The organism is Bradyrhizobium sp. WSM1253 (assembly GCF_000244935.1).
GTDB lineage: Bacteria > Pseudomonadota > Alphaproteobacteria > Rhizobiales > Xanthobacteraceae > Bradyrhizobium > Bradyrhizobium canariense.
The window spans coordinates 2,168,433-2,191,868 of sequence record NZ_JH600073.1; the positions used below are offsets into that span (position 1 = coordinate 2,168,433).

23 protein-coding genes are annotated in these 23,436 nt (G+C 61.4%); 5 read left to right on the forward strand and 18 right to left on the reverse strand.

The genetic code is table 11. The annotated features are described in order from the left end of the window. Window positions 1-8: 8 nt before the first annotated feature. The 16 genes from BRA1253DRAFT_RS11885 to BRA1253DRAFT_RS11965 all read right to left on the reverse strand — a co-directional run bounded on the left by BRA1253DRAFT_RS11885 (window position 9) and on the right by BRA1253DRAFT_RS11965 (window position 14,994). Entirely contained in the window at window positions 9-782 is a 774-nt protein-coding gene (locus tag BRA1253DRAFT_RS11885; RefSeq protein ID WP_007594298.1) for an ABC transporter ATP-binding protein, read from the reverse strand. Next, window positions 779-1,570, reverse strand: coding sequence for an ABC transporter permease (locus BRA1253DRAFT_RS40445; RefSeq protein WP_007594300.1), 792 nt, complete (start codon window positions 1,568-1,570; stop codon window positions 779-781). Before BRA1253DRAFT_RS40445 ends, BRA1253DRAFT_RS11885 begins: the two co-directional genes overlap by 4 nt. Then, entirely contained in the window at window positions 1,567-2,229 is a 663-nt protein-coding gene (locus BRA1253DRAFT_RS11895) for an urea amidolyase associated protein UAAP2 (RefSeq protein ID WP_007594301.1), read from the reverse strand. The genes BRA1253DRAFT_RS40445 and BRA1253DRAFT_RS11895 overlap by 4 nt, the downstream gene beginning before the upstream one ends. A 28-nt stretch (window positions 2,230-2,257) precedes the next feature. Then, the gene (locus BRA1253DRAFT_RS11900) at window positions 2,258-3,046 is read right to left on the reverse strand and encodes an urea amidolyase associated protein UAAP1 (protein ID WP_007594303.1); all 789 of its coding nucleotides are present in this window, start codon (window positions 3,044-3,046) and stop codon (window positions 2,258-2,260) included. 34 nt (window positions 3,047-3,080) lie between these two features. Beyond that, entirely contained in the window at window positions 3,081-4,070 is a 990-nt protein-coding gene (locus BRA1253DRAFT_RS11905; protein ID WP_007594305.1) for an ABC transporter substrate-binding protein, read from the reverse strand. A 132-nt stretch (window positions 4,071-4,202) separates the two neighbouring features. Beyond that, window positions 4,203-5,114 (reverse strand): LysR family transcriptional regulator, encoded by a 912-nt coding sequence (locus BRA1253DRAFT_RS11910; RefSeq protein ID WP_198288237.1) that lies wholly within the window; start codon window positions 5,112-5,114, stop codon window positions 4,203-4,205. 543 nt (window positions 5,115-5,657) lie between these two features. Beyond that, complete coding sequence (locus BRA1253DRAFT_RS11920) at window positions 5,658-7,211, reverse strand: tripartite tricarboxylate transporter permease (protein WP_007594308.1); 1,554 nt, start codon at window positions 7,209-7,211, stop codon at window positions 5,658-5,660. Continuing rightward, window positions 7,212-7,679 (reverse strand): tripartite tricarboxylate transporter TctB family protein, encoded by a 468-nt coding sequence (locus tag BRA1253DRAFT_RS11925; protein ID WP_007594310.1) that lies wholly within the window; start codon window positions 7,677-7,679, stop codon window positions 7,212-7,214. It abuts the gene before it with no gap. A 9-nt stretch (window positions 7,680-7,688) separates the two neighbouring features. Continuing rightward, on the reverse strand, window positions 7,689-8,222 hold the full coding sequence (locus BRA1253DRAFT_RS11930; RefSeq protein ID WP_007594313.1) for a helix-turn-helix domain-containing protein: 534 nt from the start codon (window positions 8,220-8,222) through the stop codon (window positions 7,689-7,691). A gap of 89 nt (window positions 8,223-8,311) precedes the next feature. Continuing rightward, window positions 8,312-9,262, reverse strand: coding sequence for a PDR/VanB family oxidoreductase (locus BRA1253DRAFT_RS11935; protein ID WP_007594314.1), 951 nt, complete (start codon window positions 9,260-9,262; stop codon window positions 8,312-8,314). Continuing rightward, window positions 9,263-9,772, reverse strand: coding sequence for an MOSC domain-containing protein (locus BRA1253DRAFT_RS11940; protein WP_007594315.1), 510 nt, complete (start codon window positions 9,770-9,772; stop codon window positions 9,263-9,265). A 32-nt stretch (window positions 9,773-9,804) separates the two neighbouring features. Next, entirely contained in the window at window positions 9,805-11,448 is a 1,644-nt protein-coding gene (locus tag BRA1253DRAFT_RS11945) for a thiamine pyrophosphate-dependent enzyme (protein WP_007594316.1), read from the reverse strand. Then, window positions 11,445-12,122, reverse strand: coding sequence for a 3-oxoacid CoA-transferase subunit B (locus tag BRA1253DRAFT_RS11950; protein ID WP_007594317.1), 678 nt, complete (start codon window positions 12,120-12,122; stop codon window positions 11,445-11,447). Before BRA1253DRAFT_RS11950 ends, BRA1253DRAFT_RS11945 begins: the two co-directional genes overlap by 4 nt. Continuing rightward, window positions 12,119-12,781: a 3-oxoacid CoA-transferase subunit A gene (locus tag BRA1253DRAFT_RS11955; protein WP_007594318.1), complete on the reverse strand. Its 663-nt coding sequence runs from the start codon at window positions 12,779-12,781 to the stop codon at window positions 12,119-12,121. Before BRA1253DRAFT_RS11955 ends, BRA1253DRAFT_RS11950 begins: the two co-directional genes overlap by 4 nt. 20 nt (window positions 12,782-12,801) lie before the next feature. After that, window positions 12,802-13,980 (reverse strand): acyl-CoA dehydrogenase family protein, encoded by a 1,179-nt coding sequence (locus BRA1253DRAFT_RS11960; RefSeq protein WP_007594319.1) that lies wholly within the window; start codon window positions 13,978-13,980, stop codon window positions 12,802-12,804. Between the two features lie 18 nt (window positions 13,981-13,998). Beyond that, on the reverse strand, window positions 13,999-14,994 hold the full coding sequence (locus BRA1253DRAFT_RS11965; protein ID WP_007594320.1) for a tripartite tricarboxylate transporter substrate binding protein: 996 nt from the start codon (window positions 14,992-14,994) through the stop codon (window positions 13,999-14,001). 244 nt (window positions 14,995-15,238) lie between these two features. Here BRA1253DRAFT_RS11965 and BRA1253DRAFT_RS11970 point away from each other — a divergent pair, with 244 nt between their 5' ends. From BRA1253DRAFT_RS11970 to BRA1253DRAFT_RS11990, 5 genes are all read left to right on the forward strand, one after another. Then, window positions 15,239-15,913, forward strand: a complete 675-nt coding sequence (locus tag BRA1253DRAFT_RS11970; RefSeq protein ID WP_007594323.1) for a TetR/AcrR family transcriptional regulator — start codon at window positions 15,239-15,241, stop codon at window positions 15,911-15,913. A 9-nt stretch (window positions 15,914-15,922) separates the two neighbouring features. Next, window positions 15,923-16,906, forward strand: coding sequence for an MDR family oxidoreductase (locus tag BRA1253DRAFT_RS11975; protein ID WP_007594325.1), 984 nt, complete (start codon window positions 15,923-15,925; stop codon window positions 16,904-16,906). A 94-nt stretch (window positions 16,907-17,000) separates the two neighbouring features. Further along, on the forward strand, window positions 17,001-18,212 hold the full coding sequence (locus BRA1253DRAFT_RS11980; protein ID WP_007594327.1) for a PLP-dependent aspartate aminotransferase family protein: 1,212 nt from the start codon (window positions 17,001-17,003) through the stop codon (window positions 18,210-18,212). Window positions 18,213-18,245: 33 nt separating this feature from the next. After that, complete coding sequence (locus tag BRA1253DRAFT_RS11985) at window positions 18,246-18,755, forward strand: ester cyclase (RefSeq protein ID WP_007594328.1); 510 nt, start codon at window positions 18,246-18,248, stop codon at window positions 18,753-18,755. Between the two features lie 12 nt (window positions 18,756-18,767). Next, the gene (locus BRA1253DRAFT_RS11990; RefSeq protein ID WP_007594331.1) at window positions 18,768-19,394 is read left to right on the forward strand and encodes a LysE family translocator; all 627 of its coding nucleotides are present in this window, start codon (window positions 18,768-18,770) and stop codon (window positions 19,392-19,394) included. A 1,311-nt stretch (window positions 19,395-20,705) separates the two neighbouring features. Here BRA1253DRAFT_RS11990 and BRA1253DRAFT_RS11995 read toward each other — a convergent pair. Beyond that, entirely contained in the window at window positions 20,706-22,454 is a 1,749-nt protein-coding gene (locus BRA1253DRAFT_RS11995; protein WP_007594332.1) for an FAD-dependent oxidoreductase, read from the reverse strand. Between the two features lie 76 nt (window positions 22,455-22,530). After that, window positions 22,531-23,379, reverse strand: coding sequence for a sugar phosphate isomerase/epimerase (locus BRA1253DRAFT_RS12000; protein ID WP_007594333.1), 849 nt, complete (start codon window positions 23,377-23,379; stop codon window positions 22,531-22,533). Window positions 23,380-23,436 lie beyond the last annotated feature (57 nt).

Here is a 23,436-nt window from a genome sequence, read left to right on the forward strand (position 1 = left end):
CATGCGCATCAGTAGATGACGCTTTCGATACGTCGCTGCAATTGAAGGTATGCGTCCGAGTAGCGATCCTTCAGGGCCGGATCACGTGTGTCTGCGTCGATCACGACGCCGGCGGGCCGACCGCCGAGAACGAGGACACGATGGCCGACGTACAGCGCCTCTTCGATGCTGTGCGTGACCATGACCATGGTCATGCCGGTCTTCTCCCATAGATCGTGGAGAAGCTGTTGCATCCGACGACGGAGGCTCACGTCGAGGGCGCTGAACGGCTCGTCGAGAAGGAGCACCCGCGGGTCTGTGATGAGCGCACGCGCGATCACCGTTCGCTGGCGCATTCCTCCCGACAATTGATGCGGATAGCGCTTGGCGGCCTCCTGGAGGCCGACCGCTTCCAGCATCTCATCCAGAGCCTCGGGTCGCACCTTTTCCCTGGGCATGAATTTCAACCCGAACGCCACGTTGCTCCGCACGTTCAACCAAGGAAACAGGTTGTTCTCCTGGAAGATCATGACGATCTCCGGTGTCGGACCTTGCTGAAATTGACCATCGAAGAGTACGCCGCCGGTGCTTTCACCGATGACGAAGCCGCCAAGGGCCTTGAGCAGGGTGGTCTTCCCGCAGCCCGATGGGCCGAGCAGGCACGTCACCTCTCCTTCGCGGATCTTGATCGAGAAGTCCTCGAGGGGTGCGTAGACCGCGCCCTGACCGTCATCGTACTTGATTGTCAGGCGGTCGACCTGGAAGGCGGTCTTCGGCTGTGTGATGACCACGGGTCCGTTCATACCCGCCACCACAGCACCCGGTCGCCGATGAACTGGAGAAGGCGATCCACCACGAAGCCGGAGACACCGATCACCACCATTCCGAAGATGATCAAGTCATTGTTGAACAGATTCCGCCCCATCATGATGATGGCTCCGAGACCATCCCTCAGCCCGACCATTTCAGCGACGAGTACCGCCATCCAGGCCGCGATGAAGTTCGTCCGCAGAAGCATGAAAACGCCGGGGAGAATCGCCGGCAACGTGACCCAAATCCAACGCTGGAGGGGGCCGGCGCCGAGATTGCCCGCTACCGTCGCGAACTCCGGAGGGATCCGATGGATCTCGTTCAGTGTCGCGAGTGTCAGGACGAAATAGACGCCCATGAAGACGATGAATATCGCTGTCACGTTGCTGATTCCGAACACAACGATGGCCGTCGGTATCCAGGCTATCGGCGCGATGGGGGCGAACAGTCGGAGAATGGGGCTGAGAATCCAGGTCGCGTGGCCCGACAGGCTCAGAAGCGCACCGGTGAGGATGGCCGCCACGAAGGCCACCGCCATCCCGAAGAACACCCGGAAGAATGTCGCAAAGAGTGACTCTTGAAGACTTGCCGCCTGCGAACCCAATCCGATCTTAAAATTGCTTTCGGCGATCGTGTGGAGAAACCTGCTCGGAGGAGGAAGCACGCTGGCGAGAGAGCTTCCGCTCGCGCCCACTATCTCCCAAAGGACCAAAAGCCCCACGATCGACGCAATGCCGAACGCGTACGGCTGAAGCTTACTGGCAGATCGCGCTTCAGTCATCGGGCCGTCCCCTGCGGATCCCAGACGAGGTATTCGAGGGGCGTCGGGTTGTAGGCGTTGGCGGGATTGTTGAGTTGCGGACAATTGGAGATCAGAACGATGAGGTCCATCTCCGCCCTGAGCTCGACGTACTTGCCGGGACCCGAAATGCCGTCTTCATAGTGCAGCGTGGTGTCCCTGACGGGCACATTCATGAAAAAGTTGATGTTGGATACGATATCCCGCTTGTCGATGCCTCGGCCCCACTTCCCGACGGCCAGCATGAAGTTGTCGCGGCATGCATGCATGAAGCGCTTCTCGAGTCCGTAGCGCACGGAATTGCCTTCCTGCGAGCAGCAACCTCCTCCAACGGTGTCATGCCGGCCACAGGTGTCCGCGACGATCGTCAGCATCGGGCGTCCCTCGTTCGACATGATGCGAGTTCCCATGCCGAGATAAGCGTTTCCCTGCGCGGCCATGGTTTCTGTCAAATCGTACCGCTCTTCCGGTTTGCGCGCGTTCAGGAAAAGAGCATCGACGGCCTGATTGCCCTCGACGTCTATGATCCGGATGATCTGTCCGACCTTGATTTCGTGCATCCAAGGCTCGCCCGGCGCGTGAACGAAATTGTACACGGCATCCTCGCGACGCAACGGGCTCTCCACGACGTTGATCTTCATGACGGCTCCTTCGCCCGGTTCGGATTGCTCAGAGGTAGTATCGCTCGGTGAGGATGAAGCCGCGGCTGTTTTCGGCCAGGCCGACGCGGCATGGATCGTCCTTGCCGGCGGTACCCGAACGCCAGCATTCGAGTTCGACCGCGACCGGCGCGTAGTCCGGATTCGGATCGAAGCGGTGCTGGCACGTCGACAAGACGACTATGGCGTTCATCTCGAAACGAAGGTCGACGAATTCTCTCTTCCTGCTGTGTTGCGGCACGAAACGGAACTCTCCGTCCCAGTTGACGGCGATCTTGCTGAAGAAGTTGATGTTCGCGACGACGTCGCGCTTTCCCATGCCCCACTTGCCCAGCTGCGTCAGAAAGCCGTCGTAGGCGTTGCGATACATGCCATTCCGGCACTCCTGATACCGGTGGACGCCGTACTTCTCGGCGACGTGCTCGGCCCTGCTCATTCCTCCCATCGTGTCGTGCCAGGCGCAGGTCGACTTGGCGACCGAGCAGAGCACGCGCCCCATGTCAGAGTAGCAGACGAGTCCCTCCCTGATGTGGGACGTTCCCTGCTGTTTGAGCGTATCCGGCATGTTGTACCGCTCGACACGGTCGTCGAAATTGTAGAACAGCGCCGACACGTTGGCGGTGTCTCCGAGCGCGGTCATCCGCAAGGTGTTGCCGCGGCGGATCAGGCCGGACCAATGCAGGCCGCCTGGCACCGTCTCCTTCCACAGCGACATCGCCGGGTCGTAAACCGCGGAATGCTCGGGCACCGAGGACTTTGCGAGAGCCGGAAGATCATCGAAGGTGAGCGTATAGGACATCTGATCGTCTCCAATTCCAGGGCGGTGCCGTCGCTTATTTTCCGATGCCCTCGAGGATATCCAGCCGGAAGATATCCGACGCCTTCGTCTTGCCTTTGATGTAGCCGAGCTTCGTCAGCTCATCGACGACGCCCTGGATCACCGCCACGTCGGGCATGAAGGAGACTGGAGCAGGCGCCAACTTCAACGAAGCGAGCAAGACCGCGGGCGGGACCCGGAAATAGTTTCCCTTGCTCATGAGCTCGGCCGCCTTCTCCGGCGACTTATTGATGATGTCGGCCGCGCACTGCAGCCCCTTGAGGTAGGCGACGACGACGTCCTTGCGCTGGGCGATCGTGGACTCCAAAACGCTCGCGACGCTGTTCGGCGTCGTCGTGGACCAGGTCTGGGCGTTCGACGTAAGGACCGTCGCGCCCTTTGTCTCGACCATGTCGGTCGTGTACGGCTTGATGTGGCTCAGAATGTCGAGTTGACCGCTTCGAAAGGCCTCGACCATGCTGAGCAGGTCGTTGAAGTAGACGATATCGACGTCCTTGTCCGAGATGCCCTCCTTGTCGAAGGCGCGCGTGAGGATCAATTCCAGGGTATCCCCCTGAAGCGTTCCGACCTTGAGCTTCGGCTTCTTCGTCTGGACGTACGCCTTCACGTCGCCGATCGAGTGCAGGCCCAGTTTTCCTTGAGCGACGACTTCCATGACGCCCCAGCCGCCCGCCGATGCGATCACGCGGATTGGCACACCGCTATTGGCGGCAAAGAACGGCAGCGTGAACGGGTTGATGCTGACGTCTATGACCTTGCCCGCCAGCGCGGCGTTGTTGTCGCCGGGACTTGCGAAGAATACCGTGTCTACGTCGAGACCTTGGTCCTTGAAGCAGTTTGTTTCCTTGGCGACGAAGAGAGGCGCCAGGTCGATCGCGACCAGGTGTCCAACCTTGATTTTGGTAGGCGCCTTGTCGTTTGCGGCCACCGCCCGCCCGCTCAGGAACAGGGAGAGAGCCAGAAGCACGGAAAATCGTCGCACCATTTCAGATCTCCTTCGCGTTACAGTTTCGATCCTTGGATCGGGCTGACGACGAGGATTGCCGATGCGTCGAAATCTTAAAATCTATATTCTTCGAAGGATACTTCGATGGAACTGAAGTGATCCGGAGCGCCCTCAGCCGGTCCGAAGCAGTTGCGGCCCTGAACCGCGCAGACAGCCCAGAAATTCGTGGAGGGTCGACCGGGAAACGACCGAATTTTCACGAACGGCGATCGATACTTGAGTGTCGAGGAAGAGGACGTGGGGCATCAGTTCCACCAACTCTCCGCGGGCCACCAAGGGGGCGGCATAATGCTTAGGGAGATACCCGACGCAATCGCCCGACAGGATCAGGAGGGTGGCGGCCTCGATATGTCCGATCGTGCTGATCAGGGTTCGCGCGTCGTAGAGCGGAAACTCCTGTACGCCGACGAACGAACGCCGGACCTTGTTGGCCAAGGGGATCGCTTTGGCAAGCTCGTTCGGATCGCCGATGCTCGCGAGAGGATGGCCCTTCTTGCAGACCATGACGTCGCGTTGCAGATAAAGCGGCTCGTAGCTGATTCCGGGTATCCGGCTGTAGAAGATGCCTATCGCGAGATCAATCTTGTTCTCCAGAAGCGCCTGGTTCAGCTCCTGCTGCTCGAATACTTCGAGCGAGATCTGAGCGCTGCCGCGCTGTTTGCTCCGGAACGCGGAGACGGCCTCGGTGAGCGGACATAACGGATCGGCGACGATGTTGTCGAGGAATCCCAACCTCAACTGCCCGGACTGTTCTCCCTTCAACTCTCCCGCCTGAAGTTCGAACGACTGCATCGATTGGAAGAAGTCGACGACGAGGCGATAGAAGACTTCGCCCTTCTCGGTCAGCTTGAAACCGGACCGACCGCGATGGCAGACGACGTAACCGAGGCGTCCTTCAAGCTGCGACATCTGCATGCTGATCGTCGATGCTCCGACGTTCAGAGTGGCCTGAGCGTCCGAAAAGCCGCCGGCCTCCACCACCGCCTTGAACACCCGCAGCAGGCGAATTTCGATATCCATCATGGCGCCAAAATCTCCACCCGCTCGATCACGCCAACGCATGGGCAACACCTCCTTTCCCAAGCAAATCATGGGCCAAGCGACCTATCCGGAGTAGGGTTTCCCAATGTCCTCGGCGTAGACGCCGCCCCGCTGGAAGCGAACGATCGACGGAGCCGCACCGTCAGGACGGCGGCGCGAAAGCGCCCCCCTAAAGGATTGATAAATCTGCGTATTCGACGGATTTGGCGCCCGAGAGCCGATCGACGCGGTTCGCGCGGATCGTGTGGCCTGCGAAAGCTCGCCGTATCGGCGAGACCTTGTCTCGATCATCTGAAGCGTCCCAAAGATCTGGGCAGAACCGCTCGGTTGGCTCCGCCTCGCCTCTTGGAGCCGGCCGCCGGCCTTAAATCCGGTCGATCGCTGGACTTGGACAAGCATGCTCCAATCCGTGCAGCGTGGGCCAGGCAGCCCTGCACCGTACACTCGCTGGTATGGAGATGCTGCGCCATCTCGCGGGTGGCGCGTTCGGGCCGCGATGCAAGCGGATCTTGAAGCGATTGAAGCCTACTCGGCGGGCCGTGCGACCGCGGCACCAGAGCTCTCCGGGAGGTCGAGCGCTGCAAACGCCTTCGGTTTCCGCAAGCGCACGTAGATCTGCGCTGCCAGAAGCACCGCGCACAGGAGCAAAAAGAACGCGCTGATCGGCCGCTCGACGAAGATCATGGCGTCGCCCCGCGAGACCAGCAGCGAACGGCGGAAGTTCTCCTCCAGGCGCGGCCCCAAGACGAAACCGAGCAGGATCGAGGCCGGGTGGAAATCAAGCAGCAGCAGCAGATAGCCGACCAACCCGACGACGACAGTCTCGCCGACCTGGAACATGTCGTTGTTGGTCGAGTAGACGCCGATCGCGACGAAGAACAGCGCGCTCGGATACAGATATTTGTAGGGAATCATCAGGAGCTTCACCCACAGCCCGATTAGCGGGACGTTGAGAAGCACCAGCATGACGTTGCCGATCCAGAAGCTTGCGATCAGGCCCCAGAAGATGTCCGGATGCTCCTTGATCAACTGGGGCCCGGGCACGATGCCCTGGATCATCAGCGCACCAAGGATCAGGGCCATGACAGCGTCGCCGGGAATGCCGAGGCTCATTGTCGGGATGAAGTCGCCCTGCACCGACGAATGCGTAGACGCCTCTGGACAGGCGACGCCTTCGATCATCCCGGTTCCGAACTTCTCAGGTGTCTTCGAAACCTTCTTCTCGGCCGCGTAGGAGATGAAGGAGGCTATCGTCGGTCCCGTTCCCGGAATGAGCGAGCAAAGGCTTCCGATGATGGTGCCACGCAACATCGCCGGGATCGAGCGGCGAAGTTCATCACGCGATGGACGCAGATCGCGCAGGCCGACGTTCGAATAGCGCGTGTTCACCTCGGAGTATTGATTCACGCTCTTCATGAACTCGGCGATGCCAAATAGACCGAGTGCGAGTCCGACGAGTTCGATGCCGTCAAGGAGGTTCGGAATGCCGAACGTGAAGCGCTCCGTGCCAGTCTCGACATCCGTTCCCACGATTCCCAGGAAGAGGCCGAGCAAGGTCATGGCAATACCCTTGAGAGGTGAGCCCTTCGCCAACGTCGAACCGGCGAGCAGGCCCAGAAGCATCAGTGAACAAATCTCGGTCGGACCGAACTCCAGTGCGACCTTCACCAGCACCGGCGCCAGAAAGATCATCTCCAGGATGCCCCAAGAGGCGCCGACAAACGACGACAGTACCGTGATGCCGAGCGCCGCACCTCCGCGGCCTTGCTTCGTCAACGGAAACCCATCGAGGCACGTCACCGCGTGCGGTGGATGGCACGGCAGGTTGAGCAGGATGGAACAAATCGCGCCGCCGTATTGCGCGCCATAAAACACGCCTGACAGCATCAAGATCGCGCCGACCGGGGGAATGCCGAACGTTAGCGGGAGCAGCACGGATATCGTGGCGAGAGGCCCCATTCCTGGCAGGACCCCGACCATGTTGCCAACCAGAACACCGACGAAACACCACATGAAATTCTGTGGCTCGAAGGCGACCCCGAAGCCGTACCAGAGATCGGAAAGCGCGCTCGCGAACATCTAGAACCCCCAACGGTACAGCGGGAAAGGAACCTTCAGCACGTAAGAAAAGAGGAGACAGCCCGCGACCGTTACAACCACAGCCAGGACGGCCGAGCTTGTCACTGTTGCGGTCCTGTCGCCGAGCGCGGAGACGAACACGCACATGAAGGTGGCCGCGGCCATGCCAAAATAGACGCCGAAGAGGACGAACATTAGCGGGCCCGCGAGGATGCAGGCCCAGCCTCGCCATTCCATCGCGGCCGGCAAGATGCGCTCTCCCTCTTCAAGAGGCGTCGCCAATCCCGTGACGAAGATCAACGCTCCGACGATCACCATCATGACACCGAGCATGAACGGAAACATGCCTGGTCCTATGTGCGCGAGGGTCCCGAGCGAATAGGTAGCCGAGTTGAAATCGATCCCGGCGCCTAGCAGCACCATGAGCAGCCCGGCGTAAAAGTCCTTCTTTCGCAGCACGATCGGCATCTGGGCCCTCTAAGTGGTTTTGGTCGCTATCACGACGAGCGCCGACGCCGGTTCGGAAGACACCTGGATCAGCTTGTGCGGAATCGTGGAATCGAACTGGATGCAGTCGCCGGGATTCAAGGTCTCCTTGCGCTTTCCAATGACGAGTTCGATCCGGCCGGCGAGGATGAACAAGATCTCCTCACCTTCGTGGTGGCTCATGATGCGACCGCGCTTCGCCGTCTTGGTCGGCCGCACGATGAACGCGCGCATCGTGCGTTCGGGAGCCAGTCCAGCGACAAGCGACAGGTGCGTATCGACGTCGCCCGCCTTCCCGTTCTTCGCGCGGACGATCGTGATCGGGTCGTGGTCGTCGGGCTGGCCGTAGAAGTGGTCTAAGGTAGTCCCCAGAGCTTCGGCGATCTTCAGCGCGGAGCCTATCGAAGGAGAGGAGAGCCCGCGTTCCAGCTTGGAAAGATAGCTGCGGGTCAGACCGGAATCGGCGGCAAGCTGCTCCAGCGTCATGCCGCTCTGCACGCGGAGAAATTTGAGGTTGAGTGCCATTGCGCTCGGATCTTTCCGAAGTTGTTGCCTGCATCGATCTCGCACCAAACCGTCGACAATTCAAACTGTAGAACGGGTTCTCCGACCGATCACAGATCCAGCACCAGTCTCTGTCCGGCGCAGTCGCCCACGCAGACGATGAGTTCATTCTCCCGTTCGGCGGGCGAAAGCACGCGATCGCGATGGACGGGGGGCCCCTCGGTCCAGCGCGTGCGGCAGGCGCCACAGATGCCTCCGCCGCAAGACACGGGGACGTCGACGCCGAGCGCATCCAGCGTCCCGAGAAGACCGACATCCGGCGTGACGGTCGCCAACTTCTTGCTCGCCGACAGATAGAGTTCGTAGGGCGGCACGTCGCTTCTGACGGAAACCTTTGGCGGCGCGAACATCTCGATGTGCTTCCGCTCTTCCGGCCAGGACGAAACGGCAGCTTCGAAGGCCTTCAGCATCGGGTCGGGTCCACAGCAGGCCGCCAGACCGGCCTCGGCGAATTCCCCGACGATCGCAGCGACCATGGGCTTGGCCTGCTTGGTCGTGTCGTACAAGCGGACGCGGCCCGCTTCGATCGCAGGCCCGATCATGTCGAGCAGGACCGGCTGCCCGCGACTGGTCCAATGCAGCACGTAATTCGAACGCCCCCGACGCTCGAGATGCCGGATCGCGGAGATGAACGGGGTCACGCCGATGCCTCCCGCAACGAACACGTTCGTTGCCTCCGGATGCAGCGCGATCCCGCCGCGCGGCAGCGAGACGGAAAGCGGCTGTCCCGCCTCCACGCGTTCGTGCAGGAAATTCGAGCCGCCGCGGCCCTCGCGTTCCCGCTTCACCGCGATCACGTAGCGCCGATTGTCGTCCGGCTCGTTGCAGAGGGAGTAGGTCCGGACGAGACCCTGCCCAAGATGGACGTCGATATGCGCCCCGGGCCGAAACGGAGGCAGCTCCCAATCGTCCTGGTCGACCAGCGTGAAGCGCTTGGTGTCGTTGCCGAGATTCTCGACCTTCGAGACAATTGTGGAAACCGTCTTGATCGCCTTCGCCATCTAGATCGGCCTCACTGCGTCGCCGACACGCAACGTGCCCCCAGCGATGATCTTGCAGTTCAACCCCGACCGGTTGATCAGCGGGTCGAAGACCGACTTGCCGAGTATCTCCTCGATATGCCGGCATGGCGTCGAGAGGCGGGTCGCCTCGACGATCGTCTCTCCCAGCCGAAAGCGACGGCCGACGAGATGATTCAGCGGGACGCCTTCGACGGTCACGTTGCGGCGATGTTCCTCCGGCAGCAACTCGATCTTGTGGTCGCGTCGCAGCGCCTCGAGCGTCTCCACCTCGAACAGGGTGACCTGCCGTCCCTCCTCCGGCTTGTGCGAGTAGAATCCGGTTTCGTGGCCGACGAAATATCGATCACCCTTGATTCCGCGTCCGGCGACGAGCTCGAGCGAAGGAAACGAGCGCATCGGCAGAAAGGCTCGCGGGGTCTTGTGCAGGAAGCGCACGACGCCCTGCCAGGACGTCGCGACCTGGGACTTCTCGATTGCGATGGCGTCCATCTTGGTTCTCCTAGGCCGTGATCCGAACGGTTTCAGCGTGAAACGGTGAGCGATTTGTCCAGTGTCTGACGCACATCGGATCGCACCTCGATGACGACCGGTCCTTTGGCCGTCATGGCCTCAGCGACCGTCGACGGAGCGCTCTCCGCGTCCTCGACGACGAATCCCTTCGCGCCGAAGGCACGTGCCAAGGCGGCGAAGTCGGGGTTCGAAAGATCAGTGCCGTACGGACGATCGGGGAAGGCCCGCTCCTGATGGGAACGGATCGTCCCGTAGGACCGGTTGTTGGATACGACGATCTTGAGGTTCGCCCCTCTAGCGACGGCCGTCGCAAGTTCGTTGCCCGTCATCAGGAAGCCGCCGTCTCCGCAGAAGGCCACGACCTGTCGCTCCGGAAATCGAAGGCTCGCAGCGAGCCCGGACGGGACCCCGCTGCCCATTGCACCGCAAGCCGAGCCGAGCAGCCGTGCAGTCGGCTCGAGGCTGAAGATGCGATGGACCCATCCCGCGAAGTTGCCGGAGTCCGTCGTGACGATGCCGTCGGGCTTGAAGTGTGTAGCGATGGCCGCCACGGCGTGACCGAAGACGTCTGCGGACGGTACGCCGAAACGAGGCCAGCCGTGTGTGGCCGTCCGCACCGCGGCTGCTGCTCTGAGCCACTCGGTCCGGTCCGGCGCTGCCGCGGAAACGGCGAGCATGGCCGATACGAACGCATGCGATCCAGAAACGACCGCGACGTCGGTCTGGACGCGCTTTCCGATCGCATCAGAATCCGGATAGACATGGACCAACGGCTGGCGCGGCTCGGCCTGCCGGGGAAACGCAAAGCCGAGCGAGGACAGGTCGCCCAGACGTGTCCCGACGGCAACGACGAGGTCTGCGCGTTCGAGCAGTTTTGCATGAGGTTGAGAGGGAAAGAACCCAAACTGACCGGCCCACAGCGGGTGAGCGTTCGGAAATTGGTCCTGCATCTTGTTCATGGTGATGACTGGGACGTTCCACTTCTCGGAGAACGCGACCAGGACTTCGCGGAACGATCCCGTCCGGCATTCGCCGCCGATCAGCAGGATCGGTCGCTCCGCTTCCGTCAACGCCGCCGCCGCCCTTTCGGTGGCCGCGTTGCCCGGCTCTGGATGCGCGAGTCCGTTTGTCCTGACGGCAAGCCCCTCTGCGGCTTCCTCTAGGAGATCCTCAGGCAGCTCGACGGCGACCGGGCCGGGCGTTCCCGCATGGGCCACCGCGAACGCGCGGGCCATCATCTCAGGAACGAGATCCGCCGAGTTCAGACGCACCGACCATTTCAGCACGCCATCGAACGAACGGCCACAGTCGATCTCCTGCACAGCGTCCCGCGCAAGGTTCGGACGGTCGACTTGACCGACCAGCATCACCAGCGGAATCGCTTCCTGCGCGGCGACATGCAGTCCAAGCGCGGCGTTGAAGGCGCCTGGGCCACGGCTCGCCATCACGACTCCAGCGCGACCCGTGAGCTTGGCGTCGGCGACGGCCGCAAGGCTTGCACTTCCTTCGTGCCGACAGGTCACCAGATCGAAATCGCTGCGGTCGCGCAGCGCATCCAGCAGCGCCAGAAAGCTTTCTCCCGGCACGCCGAAGGCCCGGTCGATCCCATGGGCGACGAGACTGTCCGCGACCAGTTCGGCGACGCGATAGGTCATGCGACGCTCCCGTCCTGCTTGATGGTCCGGACCTCGCCGGCGACGTGCAGCGGCGCCTCCGTCCGATCGCGCAGCGCCTGAATCGTGAGGCCGTCGAGCAGCGCCCAGACCGCCAGCCCTCCCTCCGTCACGTCGATGATGGCGAGGCTGGTGAATATCCGGGTCACCACTCTACGCGCGGTGAGTGGATACCCGCATCGCTCCACGATGCGGGAACGACCATCCTTCGTGGTGTGATCCATCATCACCCAGATCGACTTCGCGCCGACGGCTAGATCGATTGCTCCACCGATGCCGGGCGGAGACCCATTGTCTCCGGTCGTCCAGTTGGCAAGGTCGCCGTCCTTGGAGACCTGGAACGCGCCGAGCACGGCGACGTCGAGATGGCCGCCCCGCATCATCGCGAATGAGAGGCTGGAGTCGAAGTAGGAGCCACCCGTCCGAAGCGAGATCGGCATTTTCCCGGCGTTGATGAGATCCCAGTCCTCTTCGCCTGCCGCTGGCTTTGGGCCTACGTTGAGGATGCCGTTCTCGCTGTGAAAGATTACGCCCGAACCGGCCGGCAAGTAGTCGGCCACGTGCGTAGGAGCGCCGATCCCGAGATTCACGAAGCCCTCCGCCGGCAGATGAAGCGCGACCATGCGCGCCAATGCGTCGCGTGAAAGCGGGGTCATCGAGGGCTCCTTGCGAAAACGCGGTCGACGAAGATGCAGGGCGTGACAATGGCTTCCGGATCCAGATCGCCGGCTTCAACCACGCGGTTGACCTCCACGGCCACCGTGCGGCCGGCGGTCGCCATGACCGCGCAATGATTGCGCGCCGTCTTGTTGTAGGTGACGTTGCCGAGCGTGTCGGCGAGATGCCCCTTGACGAAAGCAAAATCTGCCCGAAGCGGAAGCTCTAGAATGAACTCTCGTCCTTCGACGACGATCTTCTCTTTGCCCTCCGCGAACACCGTTCCGACGCCGACGGGAGAAAGGAAGCCGCCAAGACCGGCGCCACCCGCTCGGATGCGTTCCACCAACGTGCCCTGCGGAACGAGCTCGAGTTCGACTGTGCCGGCACGATATTGCTCAGCGAATTGCTTGGCACTGCGCGGGTAGGAGCAGACGATCTTGCGGACGATCTTGGCCTCGAACCACAACGACAGATCGTCCTCTGTGGAGCCCGCGTTGTTCGATACCAGCGTCAAGTCGCGGACCCCCCTGTCGAGCACCGCCTTGACCACTCCGAGCGGAAGACCCGCTCCGCCGAACCCGCCCATCATGACAGTGTCGCCGTCCTTGATGCCTTCCACGGCCGCTGCCGCATTCTCAACCACTACGTTGCGCATCGTTTCGTCCGCCGTGTTTGCTACGGGATTGACTTGAGGTACGTCGTCGACAGGCCGCGACCGACCCGATCGAGCAGCATCTCGTTGGTGCCGTCGGCGTAGGCCGCCATCCGGACCTCGGCGAAATGCATATTCAAGCGGTGGGCCGCGCTGGCGCCGGTCGCGCCCACGATCCGGACACACTGATCGATGCCCCAGAGCGCGGTATCGACGGCGAACTTCTTGGCTTGCGCCGCGAGCGCTACCGGATTGCCTCCGGTCTGTATCTGTTCAGCGGCTCGGAAGACGAGTGAGTTGGCGGCCTCGAGCCTGACCGACACCTCGGCGAGTTCCCATCGCAGGCCCTGATGCCCGGTCAGCGGTTTTCCGAAGGCCTGCCGGCCTTCGCAGTAATCGACAGCCTCGCACAGCGCCGCATGCAACGTCGCGACGCACATGGCAGCCACGTGGACGCGAGCCGCGTTGACGGAGGTCATCGATGCTTTTAGCGCGGCGCCCGGCGCGGCGATCAGACACCACTCCGGAATGAAGTGAGCGTCGAAGGCCACCTCGGCCAGGCGGAAGGAACGCGCTCCCGCAACGACAATCTCGCTTCGCCGGACCGTATTGGCCTCGCCGAACGGCACGTAGAAACTGGCGATGTCCCCTGCCCCCGCCGCATCGCCCACGCGGGCCAGGACGATCAAGCCTCCGACCAGCAGGCCGTCCGTCATCCAGGCCTTGGTGCCGCTCAGAGCCCAGCCACCGTCGACCGGAACGGCCGTCGTGGTAAGCGCGGAGACATCGCTCCCGCCCGCAGGCTCGGTCATGGCCGTCGTCAGGAGAAGCTCCCCGCGCAGCGCGGGCTGCAACAATCGCTCGATCTGGATCGGCGTACCTGTCTGGGAAAGGCGCGTCGCTCCGCCCTGGTGATGGTTCAGGCAGAACGCCGCTGCGAAGCCGTGGCGCGCCATCTCCTGCGCTACGCGGATCTTGCACAGGTACGACGCTTCCAAGCCGCCGTGGGCGCGCTTCGCCTGAAGTCCCAACATGCCGAGTGACGCCCATTCGGCGATCCATTTTTCGGGAAACGCCTCGCCCGTCATGTGAGCTGCGAAGACACTCTCCGAAAAGGGGCCGGCGCAGAATGCCCGCGCCTTCGCCACATGCTCGCGCTCTTCCGCAGAAAGTTGAGCGTCGTACTGGTGATAGAAGTCCATAGGAGATCCTTCGGCGAGCTACTTCTGAATCGGCGCTCCGATATCCTTGGCCCACTGATTCCAGTAGGCCTCTTCCTTTCCGACATCGGACGTGAAGCTCTCCACCGTCGAACCGGTGATCAGGGTGGCGCCGATCGTTTCCAGTTGCTTCAGGAACTCCGGATCACTCGAAGCCTTGTCGAGGGCAGCGCCAAGCTTGGCGACGACGTCGGCGGGAAGGCCCGGCGGACCCGCGACTCCGAACCACGGGGAGATATCGATCGGCTTGCCGCCCGCCTGTTCGATCGTCGGCAGATCCGGAAAGGCCGGCGACCGCTCGGCTGACGTGACCGCGATCGCCTTGAGGGTGCCGGCCTTGACCTGCTGACCGATCGTGGCTTCGGTAAAGAAGCCCACCTGCAAAATCCCCGACATGCAATCGACTATCGGCTGATTGCCGCCCGAATAATTGATGAACGACATTTTCGTGTCGTAGGCCATATCGAACAGCGTGCCACCGATGTGGGATGTCGCCCCGAACGTGCCGCCGAAGTTCACTTCTCCCGGATGCGCCTTCAGATAGGCGACGAGCTCCGGAACGCTGGACACGGGAAAACTCGGGTTCAGGACGAGCAGATTCCGCTGCTTGGCGACCTTCCGGATGTAGGTGAAGCCCTTCTGCTGATCATAGCGCACAGACGCATAGAGCGCTTTGGCGCGCGTATTCGAGGACTCCACCGCGACGAGGAGCGTGTACCCGTCGGGCTTCGCGCGGGAAACGTTTGACGCGGCGATCATTCCGCCGGCGCCGCCGTTGTTCTCGATGATGACGGTCTGGTTCAACTCCTTCGAGAGAAGGCGGCCGATCACGCGGCCAATGATGTCCGTGGGGCCTCCAGGCGGGAAACCGACGACCAGCTTGATCGTGGTGGAGGGGTAAGCATCGGCAGCCTCGGCCGGATCGGCGATATGTCCGACGCAAAGAACAGCCGCGCCGACGATGATGGACGCGGCTTTTCGGAATAAACGAAACATGCAGCACCTCTCTCGAAGAATGGCCAACCTTCGAACTAAGGACACTTTGTGTCAAGTATGAAACTGACGTGACGCGATACTGAACCGCACAATGACTCGGCAAAAACTGCGGAAAAAGCTTCCAATTGCAGAATTTTGCGGCATTTGTAACGCAATTTCGTTTTCGAGTTGTCGGATATTGCGGTTCCACACTTGCTCAAATTCGGCTTTTGTGTTCTAGACGATCGGTCTACTGAGGACACAAATGGCAAAATCTCCAGATAATCGCCGCCAGCCGGCCGAGGCGGCCCGACACGACATTGGGTACGCGCCAACACGCGACGTTCTGATCCGTTGCGGAATGGAAGTGATGACCCAACAGGGATTTGCCGCCACGGGCCTGGACGCACTGCTGCGCCGCGCCACCGTGCCGAAGGGCTCGTTCTACCATTACTTCGAGAGCAAGGCCGAATACGGCCGCGAAATCATGAAGGAGTACGATTCCTTTTTCCGGCACAAACTGGACCGCGTCCTGAACGACGAGAGGCTCGCGCCGTTGGCACGCATGCGAGCCTTCGTCGAAGACGCCAAGGCAGGTATGGCGAAATACAGCTACACGCGCGGCTGCCTCGTCGGAAATCTCAGCCAGGAAGTCGAGGCGCTACCCGACGATTACCGGTCCGCCTTGGACGAAATCATCAAGGGCTGGCAGCGGAAGGTGGCGCATTGCCTGGAACTCGCGCGCGACGCCGGCGAGATCGGAGATGCCGCGGACTGTGATGTCTTGGCCGAGTTCTTCTGGATCGGCTGGGAGGGGGCGGTGATGCGGGCGCGCCTCGTCAGGAACGGCATGCCGCTCGATACCTTCATCTCCGGCTTCCTCGCTGGTCTCCCGCGCCCGGACGGGGCGAAGCCGCGGTCCAAAAGAAACGTGAAATAGGAGTTCAAGTTGTTCAAAGCCGTTTTGATCGAAAAGGACGAACAAGGATACCGCGCCGGGGTGGCCGAGTTGCCCGAGGCTCGCCTTCCCGAAGGAGACGTGACCGTCGACGTCGAGTACAGCACCCTGAACTACAAGGACGGCCTTGCGATCACCGGCAAGGGTCCGATCGTCAGATCCTTCCCGCTGGTGCCGGGGATCGACTTCGCGGGTCTGGTCTCGTCGAGTTCCGACCCGACCTTCTCGCCGGGAGACCGGGTCGTTCTCAACGGCTGGGGGGTCGGCGAACAACACTGGGGCGGCCTGGCCCAGCGAGCCAGCGTCAAGGCCGACTGGTTGATCAAGCTGCCGGCTTCGATGCCTTCCCGCCGGGCAATGATCATCGGCACCGCCGGCTACACGGCGATGCTATCGGTCATCGCGCTCGAGAAGTTTGGCATCCACCCTGGCACGGGCGACGTGCTGGTGACCGGTGCCGGCGGGGGCGTCGGCAGCATCGCGATCATGCTGTTGCATAAGCTCGGATTTCGCGTCGTGGCTTCGACTGGAAGACCCGACGAAGAGCCGTACCTCAAGAGCCTGGGCGCAAACGAGATCATCGACCGGTCCCAATTGTCGCAACCAGGCAAGCCGCTGCAGAAGGAACGGTGGATCGCCGCGATCGACTCGGTCGGCAGCAACACCCTCGCCAACGTGTGCGCCGGCATCAAAGCGGACGGAGCCGTCGCAGCTTGTGGCATGGCGCAAGGTTTGGACTTTCCCGCAAGCGTTGCCCCCTTCATCCTGCGCGGAATCGCCCTGTTCGGCATCAACAGCGTGACGCGCCCGAAGACGGAACGCGTCGAAGCCTGGGACCGTCTTGCCGCCTTGCTCACCGAGGCCGATCTGGAGAGATCGGCGGTCGAAATCGGTCTGAGTGACGTCGTCGCCTCCGCGGAGCGCCTCATGAGTGGCCAAGTGCGCGGGCGCACGGTCGTCGACGTCAATAGGTGACTTCGACCCCGAAAAACTGCGATGCGACTGTAGCGGGCCGGGCGTCGAAACCAGACGACGACTACGGCCCACCCAAACGGGAGATTTCGAAACGATGGCCGCTTCGGAACGAACTGCAAGCGAGGAACCCCTGCTCGGGTTCTCGACGCGAGCGATCCACCATGGGTACGACCCTGCCCATCACTCTCGCGCGGTATCACATCCCATTTACACGACGTCGACCTTCGCCTTCGGCAGCGTCGCTGAATTGGATGCGGCGGCTGCATTGGGAGGCAGGCTATACGCGCGGGAGTTCAATCCGACGACCGCGCTGCTGGAATCCCGCTTGGCAAGCCTGGAAGGCGCCGAAGACGCAGTCGTAATCGCATCGGGAATGGCTGCCTTCGGAGCGTTGATCCTTTCGCTGCTATCTCAGGGTGACGAACTCGTCGTTCATCGAACGCTGTATTCGAATACGACGAGTATGACCGAGCAGGGTTTACCCAGGTTCGGTATCAAGACCGTTCCAGTCGATCTGAGCGACCCCGCCAATCTCGATGCTGCTGTTACTTCACGCAGCAAAGCTGTCTATTTCGAGACCCCGATCAACCCAACCGGCGACGTCCTCGACATCGTTGCCGTTGCGGACCGTGCGCGACGAGCCGGCCTCTTGGTCTTCGTCGATGGTACGTTCGCATCGCCTGCGCTGCAAAGGCCTCTGCAACATGGGGCGGACGTCGTGCTGCACTCACTCACGAAGTACATCAGCGGACACGGAGACCTACTTGGAGGCGCTCTCTTGGGCCAGGCCGAACTGATCGAAGAAATCCGAGATCGCGGCCTCCGATATATCACGGGTGCCGTCCCGTCACCTGTGGCTTCGTCACTGATTCTGCGTGGCATCAAAACGCTTCCTCTTCGGATGGAGCGCCACGGATCCAATGCGCTTGCGATCGCGCGCATGCTCGATGCCCACCCGTTGGTTGAATGGGTGAACTATCCATTACTTCCGTCCCATCCACGGTACGCAATCGCGAAAAAGCAGATGTCGGCGGGATCCGGCATGCTGTCCTTTGGTCTCCGTGGAGGCTTTGAATCTGCCCGCCGCTTTCTCGACAATCTCAAACTCATTACGCTGGCCGTCAGCCTCGGAGACGCCGAAACGCTCATAATGCATCCTGCCAGCTTAGTTCGCGCCCGGCTCGCGGTTCGTCCGGAAGCACATCTTCAAAGAGGCGTCGAAGACGATTTGATTCGTCTTTCGGTCGGCCTTGAGGTCGAAGCAGATTTGCTCGGCGATCTCGAGCAGTCTTTGAGTGGGCTCTAGGACCGCGGTCCGCAAAGCAAGGATTGGAAAAATATGATCGCCGCCCCGCCCGGACTCGAGCCCGCCATGGACTTCGGTCAAATCGCTCTGTCTCCACAAAAGGAACTCGTTCGAAAATTCTACAAAGACATGTGGGACCACGCGGATATTACTCTGATCCCGGAGATATTTCACCCGGGCTTCACGTTCAGAGGCTCCCTCGGCCCCGTCCTCGTCGGCTACGACCAATTTGCGGACTACGTCAGATGGGTAACGGATTCCCTCGAGTCCTACACTTCGGACATCCTCAACCTCGTGGAGGAAAGCAACCGGGTTTCAGGTAAGCTTCGCTTCCACGGCATCCATCGAAGGCCGATGTTCAGTCACGCGCCGACCGGACGTCACGTCTGGTGGTTCGGAGCACCGATTTTTACGTTTCACGATGGCAGGGTCACGGATCTGTGGGTTCTTGGCGACGTCCACGGCCTCATCGCGCAACTCGCCCCGGACGCGGCGAGCAGACCCGAGTTCGCCACGAACGCCCGGTTGCAATCTTTGCCGTAAACGGACCTCAAAATGTTTAGTCTTCAGACCTTCCTACTCTTTTTGGCCGCCGCACTGGTCGTGGCGGTCACTCCGGGACCCGGCATCTTCTACATCGTCGCGCGCACGCTGGCCGGCGGCCGCAACGAGGGATTGGCATCCAGCGTCGGCCTGGGTCTCGGCGGCTTCGTACATGTGCTCGCGGGCGCGATCGGCATCTCGGCCCTGGTGATGGCGAGCGCCGAAGCGTTCACCGCGCTGAAGATCGCCGGTGCCTTCTATCTCATCTGGCTGGGCATCAAGACCTGGAGGGAAGCGCGCGTGACCGCACCGACCGACGTCCGGACGACTGGGCCAGGCTGTGCGCTGCGCGAAGGCATCGTCGTCGAAGCGCTGAATCCGAAGACCGCCGCGTTTTTCCTCGCCTTCATTCCGCAATTCATTGACACGACCGCGCACGTGGCTTTGCAGTTCGTCGTGCTCGGTACGATTTCCGTCGCTTTGAATACCTGCGTCGACCTGATCGTGACCCGTTGGGCGGCGAAGGCGAGAGATGGGCTCGCCGGACAACCAAAGTTCATTGCGCGGACGAGACAGACCTCGGGAGCCGTGATGTGCGGATTGGGAGTCGCATTGCTTGCCGCGCGACGCGCGAGCTAGGGTCCGCAGCCGGCAATACGTTCCCGATTCCGACAATTGAAATTGCTTCGTCGGCACTCGACCAACTCCCGTGCCATCCGAGATTCATCTCGTGAACGTCGCACGAAGCGGGGCGGCCTTACCCACTTCAGGAGGCCTGCTCACATAGGCTGTGATGAGATTTTTCTTGATCTCGCGGTCCACACGCCGCGCACACGCCGCCTTCTAAGCAATTGAAAAACTTGAACTCTCGCTCCAATCCATCATGGGCAAGTTTGAGCTAGGTCCAGCCAGCTGGGGATAGTCAAATCTACGTCCGCATCGCGCCAACGATTGTCCTACGGGCGCGCGGTGATTTGATCAACCGAAGCCTTCGATACTTTATTGACGCCATTTTTCGATATCGGACGTAAGTTTCACCTGGATGCGCCGTCACCCCTGTTCCCTGCTCGGATCTTCGGGCTGGTGCGGAATCGCATGGGCCAATGATACGGATGCTACCTGCCAGACGCTCCCGATCGCCGAAAGGAGATGATTGTGTTTGTGCCTGCAGTGAACTGCCCGGGCCACGAACTGGCGTACCAACATGTTGCTTCACGAGAATCGGTTGGCGCGGTCAGTTGTTTCACGTCGCCCAAGGTTAGAGGCGAGAGAGCACTTTCGCCTTTCCCCGCCCGACCGGATCTGCCCCGGATCGGCATTGACGGTTGGCGACGCAAGGCGGTCCCTGACTGTCAAGCCATTTCAAAATAGGCCACCACCAAAATCAAACTCGGATCGCGCCCTCTCGAAACATCGGCCCGCCGCTGACACCGCAGTTCGTTCAGTTGAGCCGGCTCACACTGGTTGTCTTTAGATTTTCGTTGATCTCCCGGTGCACACATCGTGCACAGGCCACCTTCTAACTCATTGAAATAACCAAAAACTCTTGGTCCAGTCCATCATAGTCAACCTTGAGCCATCGCAGGCAATTGTGGTCAAACGAGCGCGAATGATCAGTAGCGCGCATCGAAACTCGAGAAGTTGACACTAGGGTTTCGAGTAGAGGCATGGATCACTCGACGCCCCCCAACACTGGCGGCGTGGAATGACGTGGCGGACGATTCAACCGGCGATGAAAGCGAAAATTGCCATCTCCAGCGCCTCATGCGCCCGCTCGACCTGTTTTCCAAACCGTCCAGCAGTACCGCCCTGGCAATCGGGGCGGCGGTTCAAGAGTATCAAACAATGACGTCGGGCAGAGACGCAATACGACCGGCTTGCCGCCAGCTACCTTGCCCTCGTTCAACGCCCGCCGATCGGGCTATGGCTGCGCCTTATTAAGATCGCGTTCTAGCCTTGTCGAATAGTTGTCGCTGCATCATCGTCACCAGTCGCACCCGCGATGTGACGGCCGGCGATATAGCCAAAGGTCATCGCCGGACCGAGATTGATGCCGCCTGAGGGGTAATAGCCGCCCATTATGCTGGCCATGTCGGCGCCGACCGCGTGCAGCCCCGGTATCGGTCGGTCTTCGCAGTCGAGAACCCGGCTACGTTCGTCCGTCTTTAGGCCGGCAAACGTGCCGAAGCTGCCGGGCAGCACCTTCACAGCGTAGAACGGTCCGATTTCGATCGGCGCCACGCAGGGATTGGGTTTTACGTCCGGATTCCCCCCCTTGCGGTTGAAGGGCGTTGAGCCGCGACCGAAGGCGGGATCCTGGCCCAGTCGCGCGTGACGATTGTATCCGTCGAGCGTCCGGGACAGGCCTTCCGGATCGATGCCGCAGGCGCGCGCCAATTCTTCCGGCGTTCGGCCGACCTTGATGTATCCGGATCGAATAAAGGGCGCGACCGGCAAGGGAGCCGGCCGCGAGATGCCGAGACCGTACCGTCGCTGGAAGCTGCGGGCGCAGATCAGCCAAGATGCGACCTCCCGACCCGGCGGCGTTTCACGGATCATGGCGCTGACGTAATCGTAGTAGCCGTTGGCCTCGTTCACGAAACGGCGACCGTCTGCCAAGACCGCAATAATGCCGGGCTTCGCCCGTTCGATGATGTGGGGAAAGCGCCCCACTGTCCCGTCCGGATACGGGACCAGCGAGACCGGGCACCAAGCACCGGGCGAAGCGAGCGACCTATCTACTTCACCGCCTGCCTCTTCGCCGAGACGCAGACCGTCCCCCGAGATAGAGTCCGGCGTGACCGACCAATGTTCTTCACCCGAAGGCGTGTAGCCGAACAGCTCGCGTCGGCGCTCCCGATCGTGCGGAAAGCCGCCACTCGCTAGAATCGTCCCACGACGCGCACGGATAGTGTAGTCAGCGTTCGGACCACCGACAATCGCACCTGTCACCACACCATCCTCGACGATGAGGCGCCTCGCCGGCGCCGACACGCGGATTTCGACGCCGAGATCCGCGGCAGAGAGGGCGAGCCGCGCCGCCAATGCATTGCCATTCACCAGCTGGGTCGCCCGGCCAAACAGTGCAAGGTCGAGGAGGTGGCGACCAACCCGTCTCGCGACATGGAGCGTCGAGCGAACCGAGCGCGTGACGCTCATGAACGCTGCGAGATCCGCGCCCGCCATGATCGGCAATCCCAGAAAGGACGTTTCGCGCAGCGGCCGCCTGAGCTCGCCGAATAGAGCACCGAGCTTCCGTCCGTTAAATGGCGCCGCGCAGACTTGGTGGCCGCCTGTCGCGGCCCCCGGCGTCGCTCCATGCATATCAGGGATGGCGTTGCCATCTACGAATTGGAGTTGGGTGTGACGCTCAAAGAACGCGACCATGCGTGGCGCTGCATCGAGAAACGCATCCACCTTGGCCGGTTCGTATCGATTGCCAAGTTCGTTGCGGAGATAAGTGCGTGGGGCCTCTGGATCTTCGTGGATACCGGCACGGCGGGCAAGCGGATTACCTGGCACCCACATCCAGCCGCCCGACCACGCCGTCGCGCCGCCGAACACAGCTTCCTTCTCGACGACGATCACCTTCAGGCCGTGCCATGCCGCGGTGACAGCCGCTGACAAGCCGCCGGCGCCTGAGCCGATGACAAGCACATCACACTCATCCAGTTTGCTTCCCTCTGGCCTCATTGGCATCGCGGTGTCCTCTTCATCGCGCTTTTGTCTTGGATTGTGATGAATTCAAGAGCACGCGCGCCCGCTCTGAGGCGTGTTACCTCGCGGCATGCCGTTCGAAGAACCTTCTGGACGAATCGGCGGCGGATTGAATCCGCCGGATGGTCGACCAATTCGCTTCTGCCGCAATCGGCGTCTCGATTACGAGCTGCGTCGCTTTTGGAAGCGCGTCCACTAGTTCATGAAGCGGCATGCTCCCTTCTCCAAGATGCAGCCGCGAACCGCGGGCTTCGGTCGGCAGATCGTTCAGCTCGGGAGAGATTTGAACCGCATCGGAGAGCTGCGCATAGGCGATACGATTGGCGGAAATGCCCGCGACGTCTTGCGGCGTGCCACCCGCACGATACAGATGCAGGGTATCGATGATCAGCCCAGCATTCGAACGGCCCGCAGCCTCGACCAAATCAAGCGCGTCCTTCCAAGTGGCAATGTCGCGGTAAAGCATGAACTCGAGCCCGACATGCAGGCCGAACCGGGCCGCCTCGTCGCAGAGGCGTCCGAACAGGTCGATACGCTGTGTCGGTTCGAGATATGCGTCGTTGCCAATCACCTCTGCGCCAATAGATGAAATGTGAGTGGCACCCAGTTCCGCTCCAACTTCAAGCGCAGGACGAAACTTTTCAAAATCGCTGGCTGGCGAGAGGATAAACGCTTCGACGTCGAATACGCGCATGTTGTGCGACTTCAACGCCGATTTGACTTTGCGGACGACCTCCGGCCGTCCGACAACCTCGTGCTGGAGGGGGTGCGCGGTGGCGCTCATCAACAATAGCCCTACAGCGCCAAAGCCACCGCTTGCGGCGCTTTCAATGAATTCGACGGGATCAACGCGACCGGCAGTAAGGTTGGCGACCGAGACACGATCGAGTGTAACTTCGTTCTTCATATTCAATTCCGTCATCGGCTCGATGATTTCGGTTGCCGGTTGCTCTGCTGCCCGCTC

Bases quoted from the DNA above. Each gene is read 5' to 3' on its own strand.
- BRA1253DRAFT_RS11955 (WP_007594318.1), bottom strand. From the start codon at position 12,781: ATGCGCAACGTAGTGGTTGAGAATGCGGCAGCGGCCGTGGAAGGCATC.
- BRA1253DRAFT_RS11900 (WP_007594303.1), bottom strand. From the start codon at position 3,046: ATGTCCTATACGCTCACCTTCGATGATCTTCCGGCTCTCGCAAAGTCC.
- BRA1253DRAFT_RS11980 (WP_007594327.1), top strand. From the start codon at position 17,001: ATGGCCGCTTCGGAACGAACTGCAAGCGAGGAACCCCTGCTCGGGTTC.
- BRA1253DRAFT_RS11905 (WP_007594305.1), bottom strand. From the start codon at position 4,070: ATGGTGCGACGATTTTCCGTGCTTCTGGCTCTCTCCCTGTTCCTGAGC.
- BRA1253DRAFT_RS11885 (WP_007594298.1), bottom strand. From the start codon at position 782: ATGAACGGACCCGTGGTCATCACACAGCCGAAGACCGCCTTCCAGGTC.
- BRA1253DRAFT_RS11910 (WP_198288237.1), bottom strand. From the start codon at position 5,114: ATGATGGATATCGAAATTCGCCTGCTGCGGGTGTTCAAGGCGGTGGTG.
- BRA1253DRAFT_RS11960 (WP_007594319.1), bottom strand. From the start codon at position 13,980: ATGGACTTCTATCACCAGTACGACGCTCAACTTTCTGCGGAAGAGCGC.
- BRA1253DRAFT_RS11895 (WP_007594301.1), bottom strand. From the start codon at position 2,229: ATGAAGATCAACGTCGTGGAGAGCCCGTTGCGTCGCGAGGATGCCGTG.
- BRA1253DRAFT_RS11965 (WP_007594320.1), bottom strand. From the start codon at position 14,994: ATGTTTCGTTTATTCCGAAAAGCCGCGTCCATCATCGTCGGCGCGGCT.
- BRA1253DRAFT_RS12000 (WP_007594333.1), bottom strand. From the start codon at position 23,379: ATGAAGAACGAAGTTACACTCGATCGTGTCTCGGTCGCCAACCTTACT.
- BRA1253DRAFT_RS11995 (WP_007594332.1), bottom strand. From the start codon at position 22,454: ATGCCAATGAGGCCAGAGGGAAGCAAACTGGATGAGTGTGATGTGCTT.
- BRA1253DRAFT_RS11945 (WP_007594316.1), bottom strand. From the start codon at position 11,448: ATGACCTATCGCGTCGCCGAACTGGTCGCGGACAGTCTCGTCGCCCAT.
- BRA1253DRAFT_RS40445 (WP_007594300.1), bottom strand. From the start codon at position 1,570: ATGACTGAAGCGCGATCTGCCAGTAAGCTTCAGCCGTACGCGTTCGGC.
- BRA1253DRAFT_RS11930 (WP_007594313.1), bottom strand. From the start codon at position 8,222: ATGGCACTCAACCTCAAATTTCTCCGCGTGCAGAGCGGCATGACGCTG.
- BRA1253DRAFT_RS11990 (WP_007594331.1), top strand. From the start codon at position 18,768: ATGTTTAGTCTTCAGACCTTCCTACTCTTTTTGGCCGCCGCACTGGTC.
- BRA1253DRAFT_RS11985 (WP_007594328.1), top strand. From the start codon at position 18,246: ATGATCGCCGCCCCGCCCGGACTCGAGCCCGCCATGGACTTCGGTCAA.
- BRA1253DRAFT_RS11935 (WP_007594314.1), bottom strand. From the start codon at position 9,262: ATGGCGAAGGCGATCAAGACGGTTTCCACAATTGTCTCGAAGGTCGAG.
- BRA1253DRAFT_RS11970 (WP_007594323.1), top strand. From the start codon at position 15,239: ATGGCAAAATCTCCAGATAATCGCCGCCAGCCGGCCGAGGCGGCCCGA.
- BRA1253DRAFT_RS11950 (WP_007594317.1), bottom strand. From the start codon at position 12,122: ATGACCCCGCTTTCACGCGACGCATTGGCGCGCATGGTCGCGCTTCAT.
- BRA1253DRAFT_RS11940 (WP_007594315.1), bottom strand. From the start codon at position 9,772: ATGGACGCCATCGCAATCGAGAAGTCCCAGGTCGCGACGTCCTGGCAG.
- BRA1253DRAFT_RS11925 (WP_007594310.1), bottom strand. From the start codon at position 7,679: ATGCCGATCGTGCTGCGAAAGAAGGACTTTTACGCCGGGCTGCTCATG.
- BRA1253DRAFT_RS11920 (WP_007594308.1), bottom strand. From the start codon at position 7,211: ATGTTCGCGAGCGCGCTTTCCGATCTCTGGTACGGCTTCGGGGTCGCC.